The organism is Aeromonas dhakensis, assembly GCF_000820305.1.
Lineage (GTDB): Bacteria > Pseudomonadota > Gammaproteobacteria > Enterobacterales > Aeromonadaceae > Aeromonas > Aeromonas dhakensis.
On the sequence record NZ_CDBH01000064.1, the window covers coordinates 203,628 to 227,400 of the forward strand.

19 protein-coding genes and 1 other annotated feature are annotated in these 23,773 nt (G+C 63.1%); of the genes, 7 read left to right on the top strand and 12 right to left on the bottom strand.

What is annotated here, in order from left to right; genetic code table 11:
• Nucleotides 1-180: 180 nt before the first annotated feature.
• The 9 genes from BN1143_RS19160 to hisG form a co-directional block, all read right to left on the bottom strand.
• On the bottom strand, nucleotides 181-4,152 hold the full coding sequence (locus BN1143_RS19160) for a PAS domain S-box protein (RefSeq protein WP_042051759.1): 3,972 nt from the start codon (nucleotides 4,150-4,152) through the stop codon (nucleotides 181-183).
• Nucleotides 4,149-6,302: a PAS domain-containing protein gene (locus tag BN1143_RS19165; RefSeq protein WP_017784286.1), complete on the bottom strand. Its 2,154-nt coding sequence runs from the start codon at nucleotides 6,300-6,302 to the stop codon at nucleotides 4,149-4,151. Before BN1143_RS19165 ends, BN1143_RS19160 begins: the two co-directional genes overlap by 4 nt.
• Entirely contained in the window at nucleotides 6,295-7,404 is a 1,110-nt protein-coding gene (locus BN1143_RS19170) for a response regulator (RefSeq protein ID WP_017784287.1), read from the bottom strand. The genes BN1143_RS19165 and BN1143_RS19170 overlap by 8 nt, the downstream gene beginning before the upstream one ends.
• Nucleotides 7,405-7,555: 151 nt before the next feature.
• Entirely contained in the window at nucleotides 7,556-8,305 is a 750-nt protein-coding gene (hisA, locus tag BN1143_RS19175) for a 1-(5-phosphoribosyl)-5-[(5-phosphoribosylamino)methylideneamino]imidazole-4-carboxamide isomerase (protein ID WP_017778983.1), read from the bottom strand.
• 5 nt (nucleotides 8,306-8,310) lie between these two features.
• On the bottom strand, nucleotides 8,311-8,940 hold the full coding sequence (hisH, locus tag BN1143_RS19180; RefSeq protein WP_042051760.1) for an imidazole glycerol phosphate synthase subunit HisH: 630 nt from the start codon (nucleotides 8,938-8,940) through the stop codon (nucleotides 8,311-8,313).
• Nucleotides 8,940-10,070, bottom strand: a complete 1,131-nt coding sequence (gene hisB, locus BN1143_RS19185) for a bifunctional histidinol-phosphatase/imidazoleglycerol-phosphate dehydratase HisB (RefSeq protein ID WP_042051761.1) — start codon at nucleotides 10,068-10,070, stop codon at nucleotides 8,940-8,942. Before hisB ends, hisH begins: the two co-directional genes overlap by 1 nt.
• Before the next feature lie 15 nt (nucleotides 10,071-10,085).
• Entirely contained in the window at nucleotides 10,086-11,156 is a 1,071-nt protein-coding gene (gene hisC / locus BN1143_RS19190) for a histidinol-phosphate transaminase (protein ID WP_042051762.1), read from the bottom strand.
• Nucleotides 11,153-12,478: a histidinol dehydrogenase gene (hisD, locus tag BN1143_RS19195; RefSeq protein WP_042051763.1), complete on the bottom strand. Its 1,326-nt coding sequence runs from the start codon at nucleotides 12,476-12,478 to the stop codon at nucleotides 11,153-11,155. The genes hisC and hisD overlap by 4 nt, the downstream gene beginning before the upstream one ends.
• 12 nt (nucleotides 12,479-12,490) lie before the next feature.
• Complete coding sequence (gene hisG, locus BN1143_RS19200; RefSeq protein ID WP_005301071.1) at nucleotides 12,491-13,387, bottom strand: ATP phosphoribosyltransferase; 897 nt, start codon at nucleotides 13,385-13,387, stop codon at nucleotides 12,491-12,493.
• A gap of 24 nt (nucleotides 13,388-13,411) precedes the next feature.
• Nucleotides 13,412-13,540: a sequence feature (His leader region), on the bottom strand.
• 186 nt (nucleotides 13,541-13,726) lie between these two features.
• Between hisG and BN1143_RS19205 the strand changes: the two genes are divergently transcribed.
• From BN1143_RS19205 to rnd, 7 genes are all read left to right on the top strand, one after another.
• Nucleotides 13,727-13,969: a hypothetical protein gene (locus BN1143_RS19205; protein WP_005301068.1), complete on the top strand. Its 243-nt coding sequence runs from the start codon at nucleotides 13,727-13,729 to the stop codon at nucleotides 13,967-13,969.
• A 71-nt stretch (nucleotides 13,970-14,040) separates the two neighbouring features.
• The gene (locus BN1143_RS19210; RefSeq protein WP_017788103.1) at nucleotides 14,041-15,951 is read left to right on the top strand and encodes a DNA repair helicase YoaA; all 1,911 of its coding nucleotides are present in this window, start codon (nucleotides 14,041-14,043) and stop codon (nucleotides 15,949-15,951) included.
• Nucleotides 15,952-16,108: 157 nt separating this feature from the next.
• Nucleotides 16,109-16,810 carry a tRNA (adenosine(37)-N6)-threonylcarbamoyltransferase complex dimerization subunit type 1 TsaB gene (gene tsaB, locus BN1143_RS19215; protein WP_017784293.1) on the top strand — a complete coding sequence of 234 codons (702 nt, stop codon included), beginning with the start codon at nucleotides 16,109-16,111 and terminating at the stop codon, nucleotides 16,808-16,810.
• Nucleotides 16,811-16,905: 95 nt separating this feature from the next.
• The gene (locus BN1143_RS19220) at nucleotides 16,906-17,421 is read left to right on the top strand and encodes a Slp family lipoprotein (protein WP_017784294.1); all 516 of its coding nucleotides are present in this window, start codon (nucleotides 16,906-16,908) and stop codon (nucleotides 17,419-17,421) included.
• Nucleotides 17,422-17,430: 9 nt separating this feature from the next.
• A complete protein-coding gene (locus tag BN1143_RS19225) occupies nucleotides 17,431-18,297 on the top strand; it encodes an alpha/beta fold hydrolase (RefSeq protein ID WP_042051764.1) in 867 nt (288 codons plus the stop codon).
• A gap of 198 nt (nucleotides 18,298-18,495) precedes the next feature.
• The gene (fadD, locus tag BN1143_RS19230; protein WP_010633942.1) at nucleotides 18,496-20,172 is read left to right on the top strand and encodes a long-chain-fatty-acid--CoA ligase FadD; all 1,677 of its coding nucleotides are present in this window, start codon (nucleotides 18,496-18,498) and stop codon (nucleotides 20,170-20,172) included.
• Nucleotides 20,173-20,268: 96 nt separating this feature from the next.
• On the top strand, nucleotides 20,269-21,381 hold the full coding sequence (gene rnd / locus BN1143_RS19235) for a ribonuclease D (protein WP_197069887.1): 1,113 nt from the start codon (nucleotides 20,269-20,271) through the stop codon (nucleotides 21,379-21,381).
• 41 nt (nucleotides 21,382-21,422) lie between these two features.
• Here rnd and BN1143_RS19240 read toward each other — a convergent pair whose 3' ends face one another.
• The 3 genes from BN1143_RS19240 to dusC all read right to left on the bottom strand — a co-directional run bounded on the left by BN1143_RS19240 (nucleotide 21,423) and on the right by dusC (nucleotide 23,695).
• Complete coding sequence (locus BN1143_RS19240; protein ID WP_017782824.1) at nucleotides 21,423-22,190, bottom strand: substrate-binding periplasmic protein; 768 nt, start codon at nucleotides 22,188-22,190, stop codon at nucleotides 21,423-21,425.
• A gap of 94 nt (nucleotides 22,191-22,284) precedes the next feature.
• On the bottom strand, nucleotides 22,285-22,653 hold the full coding sequence (locus BN1143_RS19245; protein WP_005301043.1) for a TraR/DksA family transcriptional regulator: 369 nt from the start codon (nucleotides 22,651-22,653) through the stop codon (nucleotides 22,285-22,287).
• Between the two features lie 97 nt (nucleotides 22,654-22,750).
• Complete coding sequence (gene dusC, locus BN1143_RS19250) at nucleotides 22,751-23,695, bottom strand: tRNA dihydrouridine(16) synthase DusC (RefSeq protein WP_042051768.1); 945 nt, start codon at nucleotides 23,693-23,695, stop codon at nucleotides 22,751-22,753.
• Nucleotides 23,696-23,773: the final 78 nt, after the last annotated feature.

Genomic DNA, 23,773 nt, shown 5'->3' on the forward strand with positions numbered 1-23,773 from the left:
GCTCGTTGCTCCATGTAAAGCACTGTTAAAACTAACGTTGTTGCTAACGGGCCCGAGAGCCCGGTGGCGAGTGAAAAAATGTCAATGGCATGCTTTAACAGCGGGTTCCTGTACGGGAGAAAAGACCGGATCCGGACGGTGTTTTCACGCGGGGGAACACCACTATATGCACGACTTTATTCAGTGATTCAACCCTTTATCTGCCCTGTTGGCCCCCTGGGATCCCATGCTGCCATCGGGCTGGCGTGCCAGGGGTTCCCCATGAGAATCATCCGTTGCCAGCAGTGCCCGCAGAGTGAGCAGGGCCCCATCAAAGTCGAACACCTTGAGCTGACGGGCCAGCGTCTCGCCTTGGGCGCCCAGCGTGAGCATCAGGGGGGCGGCATACTGCTCGAACAGCGGCAGCACGGCGGTGTCGCTTTGCAGCAGCAGATCTTCCATCTGACGCAGCAGCGGTTGTTGCCACTGGCCGCCAAGGGGTGTCGAGGTGGCGGGGACCAGGCGCTCCTCCTCTCCCAGCAGGTTGAGCAGCTCAGAGAGGTGGCGCTCGATGGGCATCATCAGCTCGGCCGGGACCAGGTTTCCTTTGGCAAGGGCCTGCTCCAGCTGCTGACAGAGCGCGGCCAGCTCGACCAGCCCCAGGGTGCTGGCAACCCCGCGCAGGGTGTGAACCAGCCGGGTGGCGGCGGGCTTGTCACCGGTTTGCAGCTGAGCGGCCAGCTGCTGCATGTCCAGACTGTGTTCGCTGGCGAAGTGGCGCAGCAGGGTCACGTACTTGTTCTGGTTGCCCTGCAACACCGCCAGCCCCTGCTGCAGGTCGAGCCCGGGCACCCCTTGCAGGCGGGCGAGGGGGCCGATCAGCAGATCGTTGGCCCGGCGTTGATAAGCGGGTTTGGCGGCTGAGCTGTTGGGCAACCACTGTTGCAGCGCTGCAAACAGGCGGGTCGGGGTGACCGGTTTGGCGATGAAGTCGTTCATGCCGGCGGACTCGCAGGCCCTTCTGTCTTCTTCGAAGGCACTGGCGGTAAGCGCCAGAATGGGCACCTTATCCCAACCCGGCAGCGCCCGGATGGCGCGGGTGGCGCTGTAGCCATCCATCAGCGGCATCTGTATGTCCATCAGGATAAGATCGAAGGGGTGCTGACTGACGCGCTCCAGCGCCTCCTGGCCGTTCACCGCCGTCTCTATGACCAGGCCGCTGTTGCCGAGCAGCTCCAGCACCACCTCGCGGTTGATGGCGTTGTCCTCCACCAGCAGCACCCTGGCATGGCTGGCGAAAAAGAGAGCCTGCTGCACCGTCTGCTCCAGCCGGGCGGGCTGTTGCGGCTCGCCCTGGCCTGCCGAGAGGCGGGCGGTAAACCAGAAACAGCTGCCCTTGCCGAGGGTGCTGCTGACCCCCACATCCCCGCCCATCAGGGTGGCGAGCCGGCTGGTGATGGCGAGCCCCAGCCCGGTGCCGCCATATTTGCGGGTGGTGGAGACGTCCGCCTGCTCGAAGGCCTGGAACAGCTTCTCGGTCTGTTCCGGGCTGATGCCGATGCCGGTGTCTTCCACCTCGAAGCGCAGCAGATAGTCGTTGCCAAGCTGGCGCTCCGGTCGTACCCGCAGGGTGACCGAGCCCTGCTCGGTGAACTTGATGGCATTGGCCGTGTAGTTGAGCAGCGCCTGGCGCAGGCGGGTGATGTCGCCGTGCACCCAGGCCGGGGTGTCGCCGATGTCGACTATGATGGTGAGCCCCTTGGCGCGGGCCTGCTCGCTCATCAGGGCGCTGACGTTGTCCAGCATGGCGGTGAGGGAGAAGTCGCTCTGCTCCAGCGCCATCTTGCCGGCATCGATTTTGGAGAGATCCAGAATGTCGTTGATGATGGTGAGCAGATGCTGGGCGGCGTTGTCGATCTTCTCCAGCCGCTCCTGCTGGGTGTGATCCGGCGTGTCGCGCTTGAGCAGATAGGTGAGCCCCAGAATGGCGTTCATGGGGGTGCGGATCTCGTGGCTCATGTTGGCCAGAAACGCACTCTTGGCGCGATTGGCGCTCTCCGCCCGCTGGTGGGCCTGGGCCAGTTGCAGGGTGCGCTCGTCAACCATCTCCTCCAGGTGGTAGCGGTACTGATCGAGCTCCTCGCCGAGCTGCTTCTTCTCGGTAATGTCGGCCTGTACCGTCACGTAGTGGGTCACTACCCCGTTCTCCTGGCGGATGGGGGAGACGGTGGCCAGCACATGATAGTGGGAGCCGTCCTTGCGTTTGTTGATGAACTCGCCGTGCCAGCGCTGGCCGCGCTTGATGGCGTCCCACAGGGCGATATAGGTGGCCCTGGGGGTGAGGCCGGAGCGCAGCAGGGTCGGGGTCTGGCCGATCACTTCGCTCTGCTGGTAGCCGCTGGTGGTCAGGAAGGCGACGTTGACATACTCGATGCGGGCCTGGGTATCGGTGATGAAGACGCCGTCCGGGCTTTGCTCCAGCGCGAGCGACAGCTGGCGCAGCTGCTGCTCGGCCAGTTTGCGCTCTGTGATGTCCAGATGGATGCCGAGCAGGCGCAGCGGGCGCTGCTGGGCATCCCGATAGACGCTGCCCTTGCTGCTGAGCCAGCGCACCTCGCCGTTGGGCAGCAGGATCCGGAACTCGAGCTCCACCGGTTTGCCGCCGGCGGGAAGGTCTGCCAGCAGCTTGTCGATGCGCGGCTTGTCGTCCGGGTGCAGGCAGCGCTGCCAGGTGTGGATCTCGCTGAGTTGCTCTGCGCTGCGGCCATAGAGGCGGGCGCACTCGGGGGAGAAGTAGAGGCGACCACTCTGGATGTTCCACTCCCAGATCCCGATGTGCGCCCCCTCCTGGGCCAGCAGCAACCGCTGTTCACTCTCGCGCAGGGCGCTGCTGGTGGTCTCGGCGCGGATGCGGGCGCTGATGGCGTCATCCATCAGATTGAGCGCCGCCAGTCGGGCGCGGCGCTGGGTATCGAGCGCTATCTGCTGGTTGTGCAGCAACTGCTGCTCGGCCAGCTTGCGCTCCGTGATGTCCTGTACCGTGCCGTAAAGCTCGACTATGGTCCCCTCACTGTCTCGAAGCGCCGCCCCCCGGGCGATGATCCAGGCGGGGTCGCCATGTTCGTGATACACCTCGGCATCGCACTCGTAGGGTTGACCATCCTGCAGGCAGCGTTCGACCGACTGGGCAATGGTTCGCCACCCCTCCTGGGTGAAATACTTCTTCACTTCGGGATAGATGGCAGGGGGCAGGGAGGGATCGCGGCCATAGATGCGGTAGATCTCCGGCGACCAGAAGTGGCTGTCATCGGCGATGTGCCAGCGCCAGTTGCCGATCTTGGCCAGGTGCTGGGATTCACGCAGGATCCCCTCGTTGCGGCGCAGGGCCTCCTCCGCCTCCTTGCGCTGCTGGTTGTCCTCGATCACCGAGATGAAGTAGTCGGGCTCCCCCTTGAGGTTTTTGACCAGTGCCACCGTCAGGGTGATCCAGAGGATCTCGCCCCCCTTGCGCAGGTAACGCTTCTCCAGGGTGTACTGCTGGCGTTCGCCGGCCAGCATCTGGGTCACATAGGTCTGGTCGATGAAGAGATCGTCCGGGTGGGTGATCTGCTGAAAGGTCATCCCCATCAGCTCGTCGGCCTGGTAGCCCACCATGTCGCACAGCCGCTGGTTGACCCGCAGCCACTTGCCGTCGGGGGCGACCAGGGCAATGCCGACCGCAGCCTGTTCGAAAGTGGCCTGGAAGCGGGTTTCACTCTGTTGCAGACGGGACTGGATGCTGGCCAACTCTTGCCAGCGCTGGGTCTCCCGGCTGCGGGAGTGGTGCACAGCGGCGCTCAGCAGGCTGATGAGGATGCCGTTGACCTCCAGAATGCCCCACTGCACCAGATCCTGGCCGGAGCCGATGCGCAGCTCGTGGACCGGGAGCAACACGAAGTAGGCCGTGAGCAGGCCGCTCATCAGGGTGCAGAGCAGACCGGGCAACAGCCCCCCCAGCAGGGCACAGACGATGATGGGCAGCATGAACAGCACCAGCAGGGGGCGCTCGCCAAAGGCGATGGGCAGCTGGACCCGGATCTGCAGCATCAGGACGGGCAGCAGCAGTGCCAGCAGGCAGACGCCCCAGCGCTGTTTGGTGGGGCGCATATGCCACAGCGAAGACCAGTTCATCATAGGGACTCTTCCGGCGGAGTGGGGGCCTGCGGATAGGGGGGCTGCTCTCCGAGCTGGAGCGACAACTCATTGATCTTGTGCTTGAGGGCCAGCATGGCGAGCTCCCTGTCCACCATCACCTTGTTGAACCGCTCCAGCTCGTTGTTTTGCTGGCGCAGTTCGCTCGCCTGACGGGTCAGGGCCTGTTCGACCTGCTCCCGCTCCGTGATGTCCAGCAAGAGGCCGAGCACGGCGGGCTGGCCACGGTAGTCGACGCGCCGGCCGTACAGCTCCATCTCGATGTTCTGGTGATCGTGATGCAGGGCGGTGAAGCGGGTGTGGATCTCGCTGTCTTCCTGCTCGCAGCGCTGCAGCTGTTCGGCCACTCTGGCGCTGTCCTTGGCACTGGCCAGGGCTGGCAGGGAGCCAATCTTCAGCAGCGCCGCGGTCGAGCCGTAGCCGAACAGGCGGGCAAAACCTGGGTTGATGTAGCAGAGCTGACCCTGCTGGATGATGTAGATGCCGGCCAGGGATTGCTCCACCAGGGCGCGGAACAACCCTTCACGCTCGCGCAGACCCGCCTCGGCCCGCTTGAAATCAGTGATGTCGCGGGAGATGCCAAAGATACCGATCACCTCGCCATCGCTGCCCTGCAGCGGCCCCTTAGTGGCGAGAAACACCCGCTCACCGCCTGGCAGGGTCAGAAACTCCTCCTGGGTCTGCACCCGGTTGCTGGCAATCACCTGGCGGCCAATCTCCATCAGCATGCGCGCCTGATCGGGGGGAAAGATGGCCGTGTCATCCTGGCCCAGCATCTCGCTGGCCGACTTGCCGACAAACTGGCTGGCTGCCCGGTTGAACAGGATGTACTTGCCCTCCAGATCCTTGGCGAAGATGGCGTCTTCCGAGCTGTCGGCGATGGCGGAGAGCAATTGCAGCGCCTGCAGCCGGCCTGCCTGGGACTGGCGAACCTGCTCAGCCATCTGCAGTCGGGTGTGCTGGCGCAGCAGCACTATGCCCGCATTGGTAATGAAGAGGGCAAGCAGGCCGATGAGCCCGATCCAGATGCTCTCTTTCAATACCGCGCGGTTGAGCTCCGCCTCGTCTATCTTGGCCAGCAGGTACCAGTCGGTGCCCAGCACCGGACGGGCGGTGCCAAACACAGGTACGTTGCGATAGTCCCGGCCAAAGAAGATCGCTTTGTCCTGGGCGTCGTGATCATGGCGCAGGTACTGGGCCGCCAGCAGCTCCTTGCTGCTGGCCGGCAACTGCAGGCTGAGGGCCGAGTCCGGACGATAGCGGACGTCATTGATGAACTGGATCTGCTCGCCGTTGCGGCGAAACAGCAGGGCTTCGCCGCTGCTGTCCGGTACCGGCCAGGTCTTGAGAATGCTGTTGAGGGGATCGCTGCTGCTGATCTGCAGCACGATCAGGGGGGGCTTGCCGTCGGTCACCGGCAGGGGAGCGATGAAATCGAGCCGGGCATGCCCTTGCTCGTCCAGGTAGGGGCCCACCCGGGTGATACGCCCGGTGCTGACACTGGCCAGGGCATTGCGCAGCGCGGAGTTGAGCCCGCTGGCCCCCTGCGTCTGCCACAGCACCTCGCCACCCGGCGCCAGCACGGTGGCGGCGCTGAAACGGCGGATGGAGAGAAACTCATCGAGTCTGGCCATCAGGTCGGCCTGGCCGGCATGGCTGGTCTGGGCTTCGCGATAGAGGGCGCCATAGAGCGGGTTTTCGAGCAGGATGTGGGCGTCGAATTCGCGGGAGTTGAGCCACTCGGTGATGCGCTTGCCTTTAAGGTCGGCGATGGTCTCGAGCCGGGTCGCCTCCTTGTCCTGGGTCAGATTGATGTTCTGGGCGATGGCCATGGCGGTCAGGGCGATGATGAGGCCATTGAACAGCACGAAGGGGAGCAGTTGGCGCCTCGATGGCGTGCTGCTGACAGTGGGCTGATCGATGCGCCGGCGCAGCATGGCGTAGAGCAGGGTGGCGGTGATGACAATGAACAGCCACCCCTTGATGGTACTGGCCAGTGCAAATTGCGCCGGGGTGCTGAACAGCCACTCCACCGCCTTGTCGGATAGCAGGATCCACAGGCTCGCCACGGCGGCATAGGTGAGCACCACATTGAGCACATGGGCCCGGGTCAAGGGCGGCCGTTCAGCCATGAGGGACCTCGTTGTCGTCCTTGTAGCGCTCGGCGATGGCGATGAACTCGTCGAAGTGATTGTCAAAGGCGATCACCACGTCCGGGTCGAAATGCTGGCCGCTGCCGGAGAGGATCAGGGCGCGCGCCTCGTCATAGGGCATGGCCGCCTTGTAGACCCGCACGTTGATGAGGGCGTCGAACACGTCCGCCAATGCCATCAAGCGGGCCGAGAGTGGAATGGCGTCTCCCTTCAGACCATCCGGATAGCCGCTGCCGTCCCACTTCTCGTGGTGCCAGTGGGCGATCTCCTTGGCCAGGGTGAGAAATACCAGTGGCTGATCGATGTCCCGTTCTGCCTCCTCAATGGCATCGCTGCCGAGCTTGGCGTGGGTGCGCATGATCTGCCACTCCTCGGGCGTCAACTTGCCCGGTTTTAGCAGGATCTGATCCGGTATGCCCACCTTGCCGATGTCGTGCAGCGGGGCCGAGCGGCTCAGCAGGTCGATGTAGCGGGGGGTCAGGGTCTCGGCAAAGCGGGGATGGGTCGACAGCGCGCTGGCCAGCTGCCTGACATAGCCCTGGGTGCGCAGGATGTGATTGCCGGTTTCGGGATCGCGGATCTCCGCCAGATGGGCGAGGGCGCGGATGGAGACCTGCTGGGTCAGATCATTTTCCGCCATGCGCCGTGCCACTTCGGCTTCCAGCGCGGCATTCTGGTTCTGCAGACCGTCGCGGGCCTGCTTGGCCTCCAGCTGGGTGCGTACCCTGGCCTGGACGATGGCGGGTTTGATGGGTTTGGTGATGTAGTCGGCGGCTCCCAGCGACAGGCCGTACTCTTCGCTCTGGGGATCGGCGAGGGCGGTGAGCAGCACGACCGGGATGCGGCTGGTTTGCCCGTTGAGACGCAACTGCTTGAGCACCTCGTAGCCGTCCATGCCAGGCATCATCACATCCAGCAGGATGAGGTCCGGTGTGATCTTGCCGGTGGCGATGCGCAGGCACTTCTCTCCGCTCTGGGCCGCGAGCACCCGGTAGGTGGAGGAGAGCAGGTCGGTCAGCACCATCAGATTCTCGGGGGAATCGTCGACAATCAGGATGGTGGCGGAGTGAGATGTAAACATAGATCCTCCGTGACGTTGTCTCAGTGAGTTCGAGTATAGAGTCAATTGTTACCAAGTAATAAGGACTTACCCCGATTTACCCCTTGCTGGAGAGAGGCCCGCAGGCGGGCCTTCACCAGTCAACGTCAGGAGGTTGTCTGCTGTGGCGGGATCAGCCGGCGCTGCCGTGGCTGCCCCAGCAGGCGATGGCGTCCCCCACCGAGAACTTGCCCTCCAGCAGGGCACGACCGAGGATGATCCCCTTGACCCCTGAGCCCTTGAGCGCCTCGATATCCTCGATGCCGCCAATGCCGCCGGAGGCCTGGAAACCGACGCTCGGGTAGCGGGCGCAGAGATCCCGGTAGAGCTCGACGTTGGTACCGGCCAGGGTGCCGTCACGGCTGATGTCGGTGCAGAGCACGTGCTTGAGCCCGGCGGGGAGGAAGCGCTCGATCAACGCCTCTATGGTCACCCCGCTGTTCTCCTGCCAGCCGGCCACCGCGATGTGGCGATTGCCCTGGGCATCGATATTGACGTCCAGCGCCAACACGATGCGCTCGGGGCCGTATTTCTCCATCCAGCTGGCCACCAGATCCGGCGATTTGACGGCGGTGGAGCCGATCACCACCCGACTGGCGCCGGCGGCCAGCAGATCCGCCACATCCTGCTCGCTGCGCACGCCACCCCCTACCTGCACCGGCGCCTCGGTGGCCGACAGCAGCTGGGCGATGAGGGGGAGCTGGCGCGCCTTGGCATCCTTGGCACCGTCCAGATCCACCAGGTGCAGCTGCACCGCTCCCTGGGAGACATATTCATCGAAGCGGGCCTGCGGGCTGTCGCTGTAGGCGGTCTTCTGGCCGTAGTCGCCCTGATAGAGCCTCACGACTTGGCCGTTAATCAGATCAATGGCTGGGATAATCATCCTTGTTAAAGCTCCAGAAAGTTTTGCAGTAGGCGGGCACCGGCCGCGCCGGATCGCTCCGGGTGGAATTGGGCGCCAAAGAAGTTGTCACGACCGACGATGGCGGTAAACTGCTGGCCGTAGTCGCAGGTGGCGATGGTGGCGTCGGTCACCTCCAGGGCGTAGGAGTGGACGAAGTAGAAGTAGCTGCCGCTCGGAATGCCCTTGAGCAGCGGGTGGCTCTCGTCGTGCTCCACCTGATTCCAGCCCATGTGAGGCAGGCGCAGGTTGCCCACCTCCATCAACCGGATCTTGCCCGGGACTATGCCGAGGCAGTCGATAAGCCCGCCCTTGTCTTCGCCCTTACTCATGATCTCTTCGGAGGCCTCCGCCAGCATCTGCATGCCGAGGCAAAAGCCCAGCAGCGGCTGTTTGGCGGCGCGAATGAGCGGCACCAGATTGCGCTCGTTGAGGTTCTTCATGGCGGCCACGGCGGTGCCGACCCCGGGCAGGATCAGCTTGTCCGCCGCTTCGATGTCGGCCGCCTCGCGGGAGACCCGCGGTTGCACGCCGAGGCGCTCGAACGCCATCCTGACCGACGCCAGATTGGCACACCCCGTATCGATGATGACCAGCTTCTGTTTGCTCACATCCATCACAGCACCCCCTTGCTGGAGGGAAGTTCGCTCCCTTCCACCCGAATGGCCTGGCGCAGGGCGCGGCCAAAGCCCTTGAACAGCGCCTCCACCTGGTGGTGGGTGTTGCCGCTGCCCACCTTCATCTGCAATGTGATGGCCATGGCGTCCGAGAGGGAGCGAAAGAAGTGGGGCACCATCTCGGTGGCCATCTCGCCCACGTTGTCGCGGCCAAAACCGCTCGGGCAGTCGAACACGAAGTAGGGGCGACCGCTCAAATCCAGCGCGGTGGCCACCTCCTGCTCGGTGAGCGGGGTCTCTTCATCCGCACGCGGGCGGCCATCGATCACCGCCTGTACCTCGTCCATCGCCAGCACGAAGCCGAAGCGGCCGATGCCGCGCTTGTTGCCAAGGGCCTGGCGCAGGGCCTGACCGAGGGCGAGGCCGACATCTTCCACCGTGTGGTGATCGTCGATGTGCAGATCGCCGCTGACCTTGAGCTTGAGCCTGAAGCCGGCGTGGGTCGCTATCTGATCCAGCATGTGATCAAAGAAGCCGATGCCGGTTTCAATCTGGTTGCCGCCGCTCTTGTCTAAATCCACCGCCACCTGGATGCGGGTCTCCTTGGTGTAGCGCTCAACCTCGGCCACTCGTCCTTTGGAGAGCAGCTGATCACGGATGGTGAGCCAGTCGTGATCTTGCGGGTGGTAGCGGATCCCGCTGATGCCCATGTTCTCGGCAAGCTGCAGATCGGTCTGTCTGTCACCAATCACGAAGGAGTTGGCAAAGTCGATGCGACCCGAGGCGAGATACTCCTTCACCAGGCCAAGGTGGGGCTTGCGGCAACTGCAGCCGTCGGTGGGGAAGTGGGGGCAGATCAGCACCTTTTCCCAGCTCACTCCTTGCGATTCGAACAGGTGCATCATCAGGTCGTGGGGCGGCTGGAAGTTCTCCAGCGGCAGGCTGGCGGTGCCCAGCCCATCCTGGTTGGTCACCATCACCAGCACGTAACCGGCGGCCTGCAGCTCGCGCAGTACCGGGATCACCATGGGTTCGAAGCGCAGCTTGGCGAGGCTGTCCACCTGCTTGTCGGTCACCGGCTCTTCAATCAGGGTGCCGTCGCGGTCGATAAACAAAAACGGGGTCTTCATCGCTACATCCTTGTCTTACAAAGTGGGAGAGGGCAGATCACGCAGCACGGCCAGCACGGCGTCCATCTCGCCCTGATAGCCGATGGTGACGCGAATGCTGTTGTCCAGGCCCGGCTTGGTCGAGAAGTCCCGCAGGATGATGCCGGCGGCCTTCATGGCGGCAAAGACGGCGGCGCCATCCACAAAGCGCACCAGCACGAAGTTGCCCTTGTCCTCGAACACTTCCTTCACGCAGGCAAATCTTGCCAGTTCAGCCTTGAAGGCAGCCTTTTGCCTGTTGAGCTCCACCACGCGCTCGCGCATCAGCTCGAGCCCCATGGGGGAGAGGGCCTGCGCCGCTATCTGGGCGATAGGCTCGGGAATGGGATAGGGGGCGATCACTTTGGCCAGCATGGCGATCACCTCCGGGTTTGCCAGCGTAAAGCCGCAGCGGATCCCCGCCAGGGCAAAGGCCTTGGAGAGGGTGCGGGTCACCACCAGATTGGGGAAGCGAGCCAGCAGATCCACCACGGAAGCCTCGGGGCAGAACTCGATATAGGCCTCGTCCACCACCACGATGGCGCGATCCTGCGCCTTCTCCAGCAGGGCGATGAGCCCGTCGCGACCTACCAGATCCCCGGTGGGGTTGTTGGGGGAGCAGAGAAACACCAGCTTCACGTCGCCGAGGCGATCGGCGATGGCGGGCCAGTCGGGCTGGCGGTTTGCGGTCAGCGGCTGCTCGACGATACCGACACCACAGGTCTCGGCGCTGATGGCGTACATGCCGTAGGTGGGGGGGCAGATGAGGATCTGATCCTGCCCCGCCTCGCAGAAGGTGCGGATCAACAGCTCGATGGCCTCGTCGGCACCGCGGCTCACCAGCACCTGATCGGGATTGACCGCGGCGTAGGCGGCATAGCCGTTCACCACCTCGGCCGGTTGGCACTCGGGGTAGCGGTTGAGACGGCTCCCCTCGATGGTGAAGGGATAGGCCAGCGGGGCCTCGTTGGCGTTGAGCCAGACGTGGCCCTTGCCGCCGATGCGGCGGGCAGATTGATAGGGGGTGAGGGCCCGCACCACGCGGCGCGCCAGATTGGCAATGCTCATGACAAATCCTTCTGCTGTGCTGTTTGTTGGGACGCGGCGGCCAGGGCGTTCAACCTGAGGGTGACGGCGTTCTTGTGGCCATCAAGCCCCTCGGCCTGGGCGATGCGCTGGACTATGGGGCCAAGGCCCTGAATGCCGCGCTCGCTCAGCTCCTGCACCGTGTAGCGGCGCTGATAGTCGGCGAGGCCAAGGCTCGAGCAGGTGCGGGCATAGCCGTAGGTGGGCAGAGTGTGGTTGGTGCCGCTGGCGTAATCGCCGACCGATTCCGGTGTCCATGCACCGAGGAAGATGGAGCCGGCGTTTTCAAGCCGGTCCAGCAGCTCGCGCGGGGCGCGGGTCTGCACGATCAGGTGCTCCGGCGCGTAGGCGTTGGAGATGGCGCACGCCTCGGCCAGATCGTGACAGAGGATCACCAGGCTTGAACCCAGCGCCTTGGCGGCGATGTCGCGCCGAGTCAGTTTGGCCAGCTGGCGCTTGATCTCTCCGTTGATGGCGTCGGCCAGCAGCGGCGAGGTGGTCACCAGCACCACCTGGCTGTCGGGGCCGTGCTCGGCCTGGGAGAGCAGATCCGCCGCCACGAAGGCCGGGTTGGCGCTCTCGTCGGCGATCACCAGCACCTCGGAGGGGCCGGCCGGCATGTCGATGGCGGCGCCGCGCCAGTCGCGCGACACCTGGCCCTTGGCTTCGGTCACATAGGCGTTGCCCGGGCCGAAGATCTTGTCCACCTTGGGAATGCTTTCGGTACCGTAAGCCATGGCCGCGATGGCCTGGGCACCGCCGATGGCGAACACCTTCTCGACCCCGCAGGCGCGGGCGGCGAACAGGATCTCGTCGCTGGCCGGGGACGGGGTGCAGAGCACCACTTCACGGCAACCGGCGATGGCTGCCGGAATGGCCAGCATCATCACTGTGGAGGGGAGCGGCGCGCTGCCACCCGGCACGTAGAGGCCGACCCGGCTGATGGGCTGGGTGCGCAGCTCGCACACCACCCCGGGTTGGGTTTCCACCCGCACCACGGGTTGTGCTTGCGCGGCGTGGAAGGTGCGAATGTTGGCGATGGCCGCCTCGATGGCGCCCTTGATGTCGTCATCGAGGCGCTCGCAGGCGGCCTCGATTTCGGCATTGCTTACCTGCAGTTGCTGGCGGGGGGCACGTTCGAAACGCTGGCTCAGCTCGCGCAGGGCCTCATCGCCCCGGCTGCGTACCGAGCCGATGATCTCCCGTACCACGGCGCCGATGTCGGCTTCGTCGCTCAGGGCGGGCCGGGTCAGCACGTCGGCCTGCTGGGCGGGGGAGAGGGTCTTCCAGATCAGGGTCTGCATGATATCCCTTCCTTATTCCATCATCTTCTCGATGGGCAGTACCAGAATGGAGCTGGCACCCAGGGCCTTGAGCTGTTCCATGGTTTCCCAGAACAGGGTCTCGCTGGAGACGACGTGCAGCGCCACCTGATTGGTTTCGCCCGCCAGCTGCATGATGGTGGGACGTTCGGCCCCCGGCAGCAGATCGGTGATGGCATCGAGCTTGTCCTTGGGGGCGTGCAGCATGATGTACTTGCTCTCGCGCGCCTGCTGCATCCCCTGAATGCGGGGCAGCAGGGTGTCGATGATCTTCTGCTTGGCATCGGACAAGGGGTTGGGTGCTTGTACCAGTACCGCCTTGGAGCGGTAGATCACTTCTACCTCTTTGAGGCCGTTGGCCTCCAGGGTGGCACCGGTGGAGACCAGATCACAGATGGCATCGGCCAGGCCCGCGCGCGGTGCCACTTCCACCGAGCCGCCCAGCATCACGCTCTTGAAGCCGAGCCCCTTCTCGTCGAAGAAGCGCTTGAGCAGCCCAGGGTAGGAGGTGGCGATGCGCTTGCCGGCGAGGCTCTCTGGCCCGGTGTAGTTGACGTCGTCCGGCACCGCCAGGGAGAGGCGGCAGCCGCCGAAGTCGAGCTGCTTGAGGGTCTTGACCGCAAAGGGCTGGCCCTGGGAGGCGCGGATGAGCTGCACCTCTTCCAGCACGTTTTCGCCGATGATGCCAAGGTCGACCACCCCTTCCATCACCAGCCCCGGGATGTCGTCATCGCGCACCCGCAGGATGTCGATGGGCATGTTCTCGACATGGGCGATGAGGCGCTGCTCGCGCAGGTTGATCTTGAGGCCGCAGCTCTTGAACAGGGCCTGGGAGTCCTGGCTCAGGCGACCGGATTTTTGCATGGCGATGCGCAGACGTTGTGTTTCCATTGCTCGATTTCCTTCTAGTCAAAAACGAAAAAACCCTCGGAAGTGGGTGCTTCCGAGGGTTTATGAATCTTGCGGTCCTTTTGGAAGTCACCAGTTAAGTGTCTTCCAGCAGTCAACCTCCTGAAAGACTATTCGGGATGATGATGGTGGTGATGAGTCTTCAGGCTGGTGAACTGCATGTAATCAATCCTTTACAAATAAGATGTCGTAGTTGACGCCCGATTTAAACTACCTGCCTTGACGGAAAAAGCAACCGGAAAATGTGATTTGGTCGATTAAAGTTGAGAAAACGGTTTTATGGTCGATAACTAGACAAGGTGAGCCAGAGGAGGCGACATCATGCCCAGCCAGGACCTGTTATTCCCCATTCTGCCCAGGGCGCCGGCCGCGCCGAGCAGTGACGACATCAAGCGGGAAGTAACCCAGATCAGCCAGAAGCATCAGTTGCGCAAGACCAGCACCGACAACGGCGACTCCCAGCAGCGCCAGCAGCCTTACCCCTCGGCCAAGCGTGATCAGGAAAAGCCTGAAGAGGACGATCACAAGCCGGATCCCGATCACCAGATCGATCTCTTCGTCTAGGGGCAGAAGTCAGTCCCGCTTTTGCCACCTTTTTGGCATAATGCCCCCTTTTGTTGCAGCGGGACGCCCCTTTGACCATCCAGACCCTGTTCAAGCCAGACGGCCCTCTGGCCAGCCATATCGACGGTTTTGTCGCCCGCGCCCCGCAACTGGAGATGGCCGAAGCGGTGGCCAACGCCATCAAGTCACACGGTCGCTTGCTGGTGGAGGCGGGCACAGGTACCGGCAAAACCTACGCCTATCTGGTGCCGGCGCTGGAATCCGGCAAGCGGGTGGTGATCAGCACCGGCTCCAAGAACCTGCAAGAGCAGCTCTTCTATCGAGACCTGCCGACCATCACCGGCGCACTCTCCTATACCCCGCCGGTGGCTCTCCTTAAGGGGCGCAGCAACTATCTGTGCATCGAGCGGATGAACCGGTTGCTCAGCGAATCCCACCTGCAAAAGCCCGAAGTGCTCAACGATCTGGTCAAGGTGAAGTCCTGGTCCACCGCCACCGACAACGGTGACGTGGGCGATATTCCGGGGCTGCAGGAGAATGCCGAGATCCTCGCGCACGTCACCAGCACCAATGAAAACTGCCTCGGCCGCGATTGCCCCTATTACGACGACTGCCATCTGGTGGTGGCCCGTCGCCGCGCCATGGATGCCCAGGTGGTGGTGATCAACCACCACCTCTTCTTCGCCGACATGGCGGTGAAAGACACCGGATTTGGCGAGCTGGTGCCCGAAGCACAGGTCTATGTGTTTGACGAAGCGCACCAGCTGCCCGAGATCGCCACCAACTACTTTGGCAAGTCGGTGGGCAGCCGCACCATCCAGGATCTGGCGCAGGATATCCAGCTTGCCTATCGGGCCGAGGCCCACGACATGGGCCAGCTTGGCAAGGCGGCGGACAGGCTCGCCATCGCAAGCCAGGACTTGCGGCTCGCCTTCGGGGTGGACGGCGGTCGTGGCAACACCCGTGACATGTTGCGCCAACCGCTCTGGGGCCAGGCGCTGGCCCGCCTCAACGATGCCCTCGGCCTGTGTTACGAGGTGCTGAAGCTGGCGCTGGGGCGAGGGGAGCAGCTTGACCACTGTTTCGAGCGCATCAGCGAGCTGCGCACTCGTCTTGGCGAGGTGCTGGCGGTCAACCAGACCGGATTCTCCTACTGGTATGATTGCTCGCGGCTCCATTTCACCCTCAATCTGACCCCGCTGTCGGTGGCCGAGCGCTTCGGCGCCGAGGTGCTGCGCCCCGAGGTGGCCTGGGTGTTTACCTCGGCGACCCTGACGGTGGACATGCGCTTTGATCACTTCAAGGCGGAGTTGGGGCTGGCCGGCAGCGCCGAGCTTATCCTCGACAGTCCGTTCGACTATGGCGAGCAGGCGCGCCTGTGCGTGCCGCGCTTTCTGCCCGAGCCCAATGCCTTTGGTCGGGGCGAACAGCTGGCCAACCTGATGATCCCGCTTATCAACAAGACGCCGGGGGGCTGTTTCTTCCTCTGTACCAGTCATCAGGTGATGCGCCAGGTGGCCGAGGTGCTGCGCCGGGAGATCGGTCGCACCGTGTTGCTGCAGGGGGAGGACAACAAGCAGCGGCTGCTCAAGGAGTTTGTCGAGAATGGCCGCGCCGTGCTGGTGGCGACCAGCAGCTTCTGGGAGGGGATCGACGTGCGTGGTGCCGCGCTCTCCTGTGTTATCATCGACAAGCTGCCGTTTGCCAGCCCCGATGATCCGCTGCTCAAGGCGCGGGTGGATGATTGCAAGCTCAGGGGCGGTGATCCATTCGCCGATATCCAGCTGCCCAAGGCGGTAATTGCCTTGAAGCAGGGGGTGGGGCGACTCATTCGTGATCGCAGTGATCACGGCGTACTGGTCATCTGTGATCCCCGCATGGTCAACAAACCCTACGGCGCGACCTTCATCAAGAGCCTGCCCGCGATTCCTCGGACTCGAGAGCTGGCCACCCTGGGCGGGTTTTTCGATCGCAAGGGCTGAATCTACCGAAGATGCTGCGCACCCGTGCGATGGCGTGACGACCACGCTGCCGATAGGGGCCGAGGCGGCCCGCAATTCGCGCACCAGAATGTGAAAACTGCTGGCAGAGCCTGCTTGCAGATTATGTAATTGACTGATTTTATAGAGATTGGAAAGCATGAACGAGTTGAAGATCCTGGCCGTAGATACCGCCACCGAAGCCTGCTCCGCCGCCTTGCTGGTGGGGGAAAAGGTATTCTCCCGTTGGGAAGAGGCGCCGCGGGATCACACCCGTAAAATCCTGCCCATGGTTCAGGCTGTGTTGGACGAGGCCGGGGTAACCTTGGACGAGCTCGATGCCATCGCCTTCGGCCGCGGTCCCGGCTCCTTTACCGGGGTACGGATCGGCATCGGCGTGGCACAGGGGCTGGCGCTGGGCGCAGGTGTACCGCTGATCGGTATCTCCACCCTGGCCGCCATGGCGCAGGGGGCTCATCGGCTGGACGGCGCCGAGCGGGTGTTGACCGCCATCGATGCGCGCATGGACGAGGTCTACTTCGGCCAATATGAGCTCATCGATGGCCGCATCCAGCTAGTGGGCGAAGAGATGGTGAGCGGCCCCGCCGCACTGGTGGCGTCCCGCGGCACGCTGCCGGGCAGCTTTACCCGCGTCGGTACCGGTTTTGAGACCTATGGTGAGACCCTCGCTGCGCTGGCCGACGAGCTGGTGGCGAGCCAGGTACGCTTCCCTGCGGCAGAGGACATGCTGCCGCTGGCCCGCAGCGCCTGGCTGGCCGGCGAGGCGGTGGCGGTCGAGCAGGCGACCCCGGTATATTTGCGTGACAAGGTGACCTGGAAGAAGCTGCCGGGTCGCGAATAAGGGCAGGAGTGGCAGACTTGTCGCTCATGCCGGTCGACACAGGCCCCATGCGGGCGGTTGAGAGGTCGGGCCCAGCCCGACTCAAGGAGAGTGACATGTTGAAGCGTGCAATGGTGATGGGGGCCGTCGGCCTTCTGCTCGGTGCCTGCAGCTCGGTCCCGCAAGAACTGGCCTATGAGCCCGCCAACCAGCTGGTGGCCTACCAGCCGGCCCTTGCCGGCCTGGAAGGCAAGCCGGCCCGCTGGAGCGGCGTCATCTCGTCGGTACACAACAAGGCGGATCAGAGCGTCATCGAGGTGGTCTATCTGCCGCTCAAGTCCAACGGGGTGCCGGAGCAGACCGAACAGAGCCCGGGCCGTTTTCTGGCCATCATGCAGGGTTTTGTCGACCCGACCCTCTATGCCAAGGGGCGCAGCCTGACGGTGCTCGGCACCATAGCCCAGCCGGTGGACAGCCAGATTGGCGAGCACAAATATCGCTTCTCGGTGCTCAAGGTGACGGGCAGCAAGCTGTGGCCGCCGGTCAAGGAGGTGGAGGTTCGCTACATGGATCCCTACTTCTACGACCCCTTCTATGATCCCTACTGGCCGAGACGGCCGCTGCGCCGCTAGGAGCTGGGCATGAACACCTTGCTGCAAGAGCGCTTCCTGACCCTGGCCGACGGCCGCCGGGTTGCCTTGCTCGAGAGCCTGCCGGCGCAGGGGGAGCAGGGGGACAAACCGCTGCTGCTTGCCCTGCATGGCTGGCTCGACAACAGCGCAAGCTTTGTGCCCCTGGCCCCTTATCTGACCCACTTTCAGCTGGTCTGCATCGATCTGCCGGGGCACGGTCGCTCGGATCACAAGAACACACCCTATGTCTTTGTCGACTGGCTGGACGATCTCTATCAGATCACCCAGGCCGCCGGCTGGTCGCGCTTTGTGCTGCTGGACCACTCCCTGGGGGCGCTGATTGCCTCCGCCTATGCCGGAGTCTTCCCCGAGCAGGTGGAGCGGCTCATTCTGCTGGAGGGGCTCGGACCCCTCAGTCAGCCGGACGACGCCGTGCCGGAGCAGCTGCGCCGAGCCATCCTCAACCGCAGCCGAACTCGCGAGCGAGCCTCCCAGGGCTTTGCCTCCATCGACGAGGCGGTGGCGGCGCGCTGCAAGGTGGCGGACATCACCCCGAGTGCGGCACGCCTTATCTGCGAGCGGCAGCTGGAAGCCCGGGCAGGGCGCTGGCACTGGCGCAGCGATCCCCGTCTGCGGGATCTCTCCCCCATGCGCATGAGCGAGGGGCAGGCCCAGGCCCTGATCCGGGCCATTGCCTGTCCTGTGCTGTTTATCGCCGGCCGCGAGGGATTTGCCAGCCTGCAGGCACAGTGGCAACAGCGTCATGCCGCCTTTACACGCATTGAACGGGTCATTTTGGCGGGAAACCACCATTTTCATATGGAAAATTCGGCAGAGACCGCGGTTTGTATCGAAAAATTTTGTCAAATTCGGTAGAATTGGCGGCTTTCAATAATTCCAGGTTTGTCTTCCCCCTCACATTTTTCCGTTGTTAATTCGCTGTTAATTGATGTTGCCCTATGTAAATATGGGCGGCATTAGAGTATGAGCTTAAAACAACTGCTTGAAATGGATGTGAACAGGGACGGAGGCAACACAGTGAGCGCACAGGTGCTAGTTATGCAGGAGAAGTTCGTGGAAAAAGTCTGGCTGAAGCGTTATCCAGAAGGGGTGCCCGCCGAGATCAATCCAGACCAATACAGCTCCCTGGTCGAGATGTTTGAAGAGTCGGTGAACGAGTTTGCCGACCAGCCTGCCTTCGTCAACATGGGGCAGACCATTACCTATCGTCGTCTCGAGGAGCAGTCCCGCGCCTTTGCCGCCTACCTGCAAAACGAGCTCAAGCTGAGCCAGGGTGACCGGGTCGCCGTGATGATGCCGAACCTGCTGCAGTACCCCATCGCCGTGTTCGGCATCCTGCGTGCCGGCATGATAGTGGTCAACGTCAACCCGCTCTATACCCCGCGCGAGCTGGAGCATCAGCTCAAGGACTCCGGCGCCAAGGCCATCGTCATCGTCTCCAACTTTGCCCACACCCTGGAAAAAGTGGTCTACGACACCCCGGTCAAGCACGTGATCTTGACCCGGATGGGGGACAACCTGGGGCTGGCCAAGGGAACCCTGGTCAACTTCGTGGTGAAATACGTCAAGAAGCTGGTGCCCAAGTACAATCTGCCCCACGCCAGTACCATGCGTCAGGCGCTGGCCAAGGGGCGCTATCTGCAGTACATCAAGCCCGAGATCAACAACGACGATCTCGCCTTCCTGCAGTACACCGGCGGTACCACTGGCCTCTCCAAGGGGGCCATGCTGACCCACCGCAACATGATTGCCAACGTGGAGCAGTGCCTCGGCGTCTATGGCCCTGTGCTGGAGCGGGGCAAGGAGTTCGTGGTCACCGCACTGCCGCTCTACCACGTCTTCGCGCTGACCGTTAACTGCCTGCTGTTCATGCGTCTGGGTGGCTACAACCTGCTGATCAGCAACCCGCGCGACATCCCGGGCTTTGTCAAAGAGATCAAGAAGTACCCCTTCACCTGCATCACCGGGGTCAACACCCTGTTCAACGCGCTGGTCAACAATGGCGAGTTCCAGAGCATGCCCTTTGACAAGCTCAAGCTCACCATCGGCGGCGGCATGGCGGTGCAGCGGGCGGTGGCCGAGCAGTGGAAGGCGTTGACCGATACTCCGCTGCTGGAAGGTTACGGCCTGACCGAGTGTTCACCCCTGGTGAGCGTCTGCCCCTACGATCTGGTGGACTACAACGGTTCCATCGGCCTGCCGGTCTGCTCCACCGACATCCGGCTGGTGGATGACAACGGCCAGGTGATCCACGAACTCGGCAAGCCGGGGGAGATGCAGGTACGCGGTCCGCAGGTGATGAGCGGTTACTGGCAGCGGCCGGAAGCCACCGCCGAGGTGATGCAGGATGGCTGGCTCTGTACCGGTGATATCGCGGTGTGCGACGAGCAGGGCTTCTTCAAGATCGTCGATCGCAAGAAAGACATGATCCTGGTCTCCGGTTTCAACGTCTATCCGAACGAAATTGAAGACGTGGTGGCGCTCCACCCGAAAGTGCTGGAAGTGGCCGCCGTCGGCGTGCCGCACAAGGTTTCCGGCGAGCTGGTGAAGATCTTCGTGGTGAAGAAAGATCCAAAGCTGCTGGAAGACGAGATTATTGCGCACTGCCGCAAACATCTGACTGCCTATAAGGTCCCGAAACTGGTAGAATTTCGTGACGAACTTCCCAAGACCAATGTGGGCAAGATCCTGCGCCGCGTGCTGCGCGACGAGGAGATTGCCAAGCAGTAACCGGCGTGGCGCTGCCAAGCAGCATGCCGTCGTTATGCAAAACCGTGGGTCAGCCCACGGTTTTTTCTTTTGGCCCTGATCAACGCGCAGGCACAGATGCATTATCAACTCATTTCACAGCAAGCCGAACTGGATCAGTATCTCGCCTCCCTGGCCGACGTTCCCCTGGCCATCGATACTGAATTCGTCCGCACCCGTACCTATTACCCCCAGCTGGGCCTGTTCCAGATCTATGACGGCCACCAGCTGGCGCTGCTGGATCCCTTGACGCTGGATCTCTCCTCCCTCTGGCAGCGACTCGGTCGGGTAGGGCAGATCGCCATTTTGCACGCCTCAGGCGAAGATCTGGAGCTCATCCAGCATCAGGCGGGTCATCTGCCCAACCAGATGCACGACACCCAGCTGGCGGCAGCCTTTCTGGGCCACGGGGTCTCGGTGGGCTTCGGCGCTCTGGTCAACGAGTTTCTCGGCGTGACCCTGGAAAAGGATCAGGCGCGCACCGACTGGCTGGCACGTCCGCTCACCCCCCGTCAGCTCGAATATGCGGCGGCCGACGTCTTCTATCTGCTGCCTCTCTACGACAAGGTGATGGCGGCGCTGCGTGAAAGTGGCAAGTTCGCCTGGTTCGAGCAGGAGTGCCAGAACCACTCCGCCCGCAAGACCCAGAGCAGCGATCCCCGTCAGGCCTATCTCGACATCGTCAACGCCTGGCAGCTGGGACGCCGTGAACTGGCGATCCTGCGCGAGCTGGCCGCCTGGCGTCAGCAGGAGGCGGTGCGCCGGGATCTGGCCCTCAACTTCGTGGTCAAGGAGCTGCACCTCTTCAAGGTGGCGGAGCGCAAGCCCACCTCCCTGCGCGATCTCAACGAGCTGGGGCTGGCCCCCATCGAGATCAAGATCCACGGCAAGCGGATGCTGGATATCGTGGCCGCCGCCCAGCAGAGCGATCCCGCCGGCTGGCCCGAGCCCATTCGCCGGCTGGTGGATTACCCCCAATACAAGGCCGAGCTCAAGCGCATCAAGGGGATGGTGGAGGAGAAGGCCAAGGCCAGCAATATTCCGCCCGAACTGGTGGCCAGCAAGAAGATCATTCACCAGTACTTCACCTGGAGCTGGCGCATGAGCGACGAAGAGCGGGCCCGGGCCGACAAGCCCATGCTGCTGCAGGGCTGGCGCTTTGAGCTGGTGGGCCATCTGTTGGCCCAATGAGATAGCGCACAAGAGAACGGGCCCACTGGGCCCGTTTTTTTTCATTTGATGGGCGGCAACTGATAACGATAGCGGGCCAGGATCTGGGTGTATTCCGGGCTGGTGAGCAGCGCCTGGATGGCCTCGTCCAGCCGGTGCAGCTGGGCTGGCGTGGTGGTGCGCCGACTCAGCATCAGATGCACCGGTGTGCGCTGGATATTGAGCAGGGGGGTGAGGTCATCAAGCGGGATACCGGCCAGGTTCATCTCCTGCAGCCCCATGGGATCGATGACCACCCCCTGAATGCGGCCGGCCAGCAGCAGCTTGAGCAAGGGCTCCATCCGCAGGCGGGCCAGCAGCCGATCCTGCATCTGGGGCGATTGCATGAAGGTGCGAAAATCGGTGCCGTAATCAAAATCACGCATCATCCCTATGGTGAAATCCTGCCGTGGCAGCAGGTCCGAGAGCTGGGTGATCCCTTGCCAGCGCGCCCTGTCCTGACGGCGCACCAGCAGCACTGTCTCTTCGTTGCGATAGGGCAGGCTGAAGCGGGCGTACCGCTCGCGCTCGGCGGTCTGGTTGGCGGACATGGTGAGCTGGATGGTGCCGAACTCCAGCTCGCGCAGTACGCGGGCCCAGGGCATCTCGCTGTAGCTGGCGCTGAAGCCGGCCCGGCTGAAGATGGCTTGCAGCAGGTCGATGTCCAGCCCCTGCAACTGCTGCTGTTCGTCGCGAAAGCTGAACGGGTGCCAGCTGGCCCAGCCCACCTGCAGTGACTCCTGCGCCCAGGCGGCGGTGCACAAACACCATAACAACAAGACTCTGTACACGGAGCTATCCCTGTTCAGCGTGGTTGTTGTTGATTATTGAATAGAAATGTCGGGCTGACCAGCCCGGGGGAAAGGATGCACGAAGGTGCATCCCTCAGAGCTCGTGGGCGTGGAATCCCTTGCGATAGCGGGCTTCGCAGCGCGGGCAGCGTTGCAGGGTCGGGTCCTGCTCCAGCCGTTCGATGGCCAGCGGTTCCTCGCAGTCGGAGCAGAGACCATAGAGGCCCAGATCCATCTGGCAGAGGGCGGCATCGATCCGCTTGAGCCTGGCCACGCTCTGCTCCACCTTGGGCAAGTCGAGGCGGCTGGTGAGATCGACCAGCTGATCCCGCTCGCAGTGATCCACCTGCTCCGCCCACTCGTCACGCCGACAGGCTTTGAGCTGACCGATCAGCTCTTCTCTTACTTGCGCCCAGTCAGTCAGCAGGCGATCACGCCACACGGCCAACTGAGCTTGCGTCATTTCACACACACTAGCCCCCAACGGACGAATAACAAATTGTGGGCAGTATAGGGAAGCGACAGGATTATCAAGATGATATGCGTCAAGTAAAGAACGGTTAGATCACAGTTTTCGCGGCCTGCAGCAGGGCGTCCCGAATGGGATGGGTCTCCTTGAGTACCCGGATCTCCTGAAACAACAGATCTGCCTCGGGATACTCCCGCTTGAGGTAGCTGAACCACTGCTTGATGCGACTCGGGTAATAGTCGGCCTTCTCGCTGGCCAAATCCTGCTCGGTGTAGCTCACCATCAACTGCAGCACTTCGGCCCAGCTCATGTGGGCACAGCCGGTCTTCATCACGTTGGCCAGGTTGGGCAACGAGATGGCGCCGCGGCCCACCATCAGGGCATCGCAGCCGGACACCCGGGCACAGGTGAGGGCATCGGCATGGTTCCAGATCTCGCCGTTGGCGGTGACCGGGATGGGCAGGGCACGGCGAATGGCGTCCACATACTCCCAGTGAGCCGGCGCCTTGTAGCCTTCGCGCTTGGTGCGGGCGTGCACGGCCAGCTCGTTGGCCCCGGCCTGATGAACCGCCTGGGCGTTCTCCAGATAGAGATCATTGTCATCGTAGCCGAGGCGGATCTTGGCGCTCACCGGCAGATGGGCCGGCACCGCTTCGCGCACCGCCTTGACGATGCGATAGATGGTCTCGGGCTCCTTGAGCAGCACGGCCCCTCCCTTGCTCTTGTTGACCGTGGGGGCGGGGCAGCCAAAGTTGAGATCGACGCCGGGGGAGCCAAGCTCGATGGCGCGCAGTGCGTTCTCGGCCAGCCATTCGGGGTGTTGGCCCAGCAGCTGTACCCGCACCGGTGTGCCGGCCAGGGTCTTGCCGTCCTGCTTGAGCTCGGGGCAGAGCCGATGGAACACCTTGGCCGGCAGCAGCTGATCGACCACCCGGATGAATTCGCTGACGCAGAGGTCGTAGTCGTTGACGGAGGTGAGCACCTCCCGCATCAAGTGATCCAGCACCCCCTGCATGGGGGCCAAAATAACGCGCATAACCGGTTCCGCAGGGCAAACAGAGAAAAAAGAGCGCAGATTGTAGTGGCAATGGCCGGGATTGTCAGCCGTTTGCCC

Coding starts and splice junctions, on each gene's coding strand:
- BN1143_RS19160 (WP_042051759.1), bottom strand. CDS start 4,152: ATGATGAACTGGTCTTCGCTGTGGCATATGCGCCCCACCAAACAGCGC.
- BN1143_RS19165 (WP_017784286.1), bottom strand. CDS start 6,302: ATGGCTGAACGGCCGCCCTTGACCCGGGCCCATGTGCTCAATGTGGTG.
- BN1143_RS19170 (WP_017784287.1), bottom strand. CDS start 7,404: ATGTTTACATCTCACTCCGCCACCATCCTGATTGTCGACGATTCCCCC.
- hisA (WP_017778983.1), bottom strand. CDS start 8,305: ATGATTATCCCAGCCATTGATCTGATTAACGGCCAAGTCGTGAGGCTC.
- hisH (WP_042051760.1), bottom strand. CDS start 8,940: ATGGATGTGAGCAAACAGAAGCTGGTCATCATCGATACGGGGTGTGCC.
- hisB (WP_042051761.1), bottom strand. CDS start 10,070: ATGAAGACCCCGTTTTTGTTTATCGACCGCGACGGCACCCTGATTGAA.
- hisC (WP_042051762.1), bottom strand. CDS start 11,156: ATGAGCATTGCCAATCTGGCGCGCCGCGTGGTGCGGGCCCTCACCCCC.
- hisD (WP_042051763.1), bottom strand. CDS start 12,478: ATGCAGACCCTGATCTGGAAGACCCTCTCCCCCGCCCAGCAGGCCGAC.
- hisG (WP_005301071.1), bottom strand. CDS start 13,387: ATGGAAACACAACGTCTGCGCATCGCCATGCAAAAATCCGGTCGCCTG.
- BN1143_RS19205 (WP_005301068.1), top strand. CDS start 13,727: ATGCCCAGCCAGGACCTGTTATTCCCCATTCTGCCCAGGGCGCCGGCC.
- tsaB (WP_017784293.1), top strand. CDS start 16,109: ATGAACGAGTTGAAGATCCTGGCCGTAGATACCGCCACCGAAGCCTGC.
- BN1143_RS19220 (WP_017784294.1), top strand. CDS start 16,906: ATGTTGAAGCGTGCAATGGTGATGGGGGCCGTCGGCCTTCTGCTCGGT.
- BN1143_RS19225 (WP_042051764.1), top strand. CDS start 17,431: ATGAACACCTTGCTGCAAGAGCGCTTCCTGACCCTGGCCGACGGCCGC.
- rnd (WP_197069887.1), top strand. CDS start 20,269: ATGCATTATCAACTCATTTCACAGCAAGCCGAACTGGATCAGTATCTC.
- BN1143_RS19245 (WP_005301043.1), bottom strand. CDS start 22,653: ATGACGCAAGCTCAGTTGGCCGTGTGGCGTGATCGCCTGCTGACTGAC.
- dusC (WP_042051768.1), bottom strand. CDS start 23,695: ATGCGCGTTATTTTGGCCCCCATGCAGGGGGTGCTGGATCACTTGATG.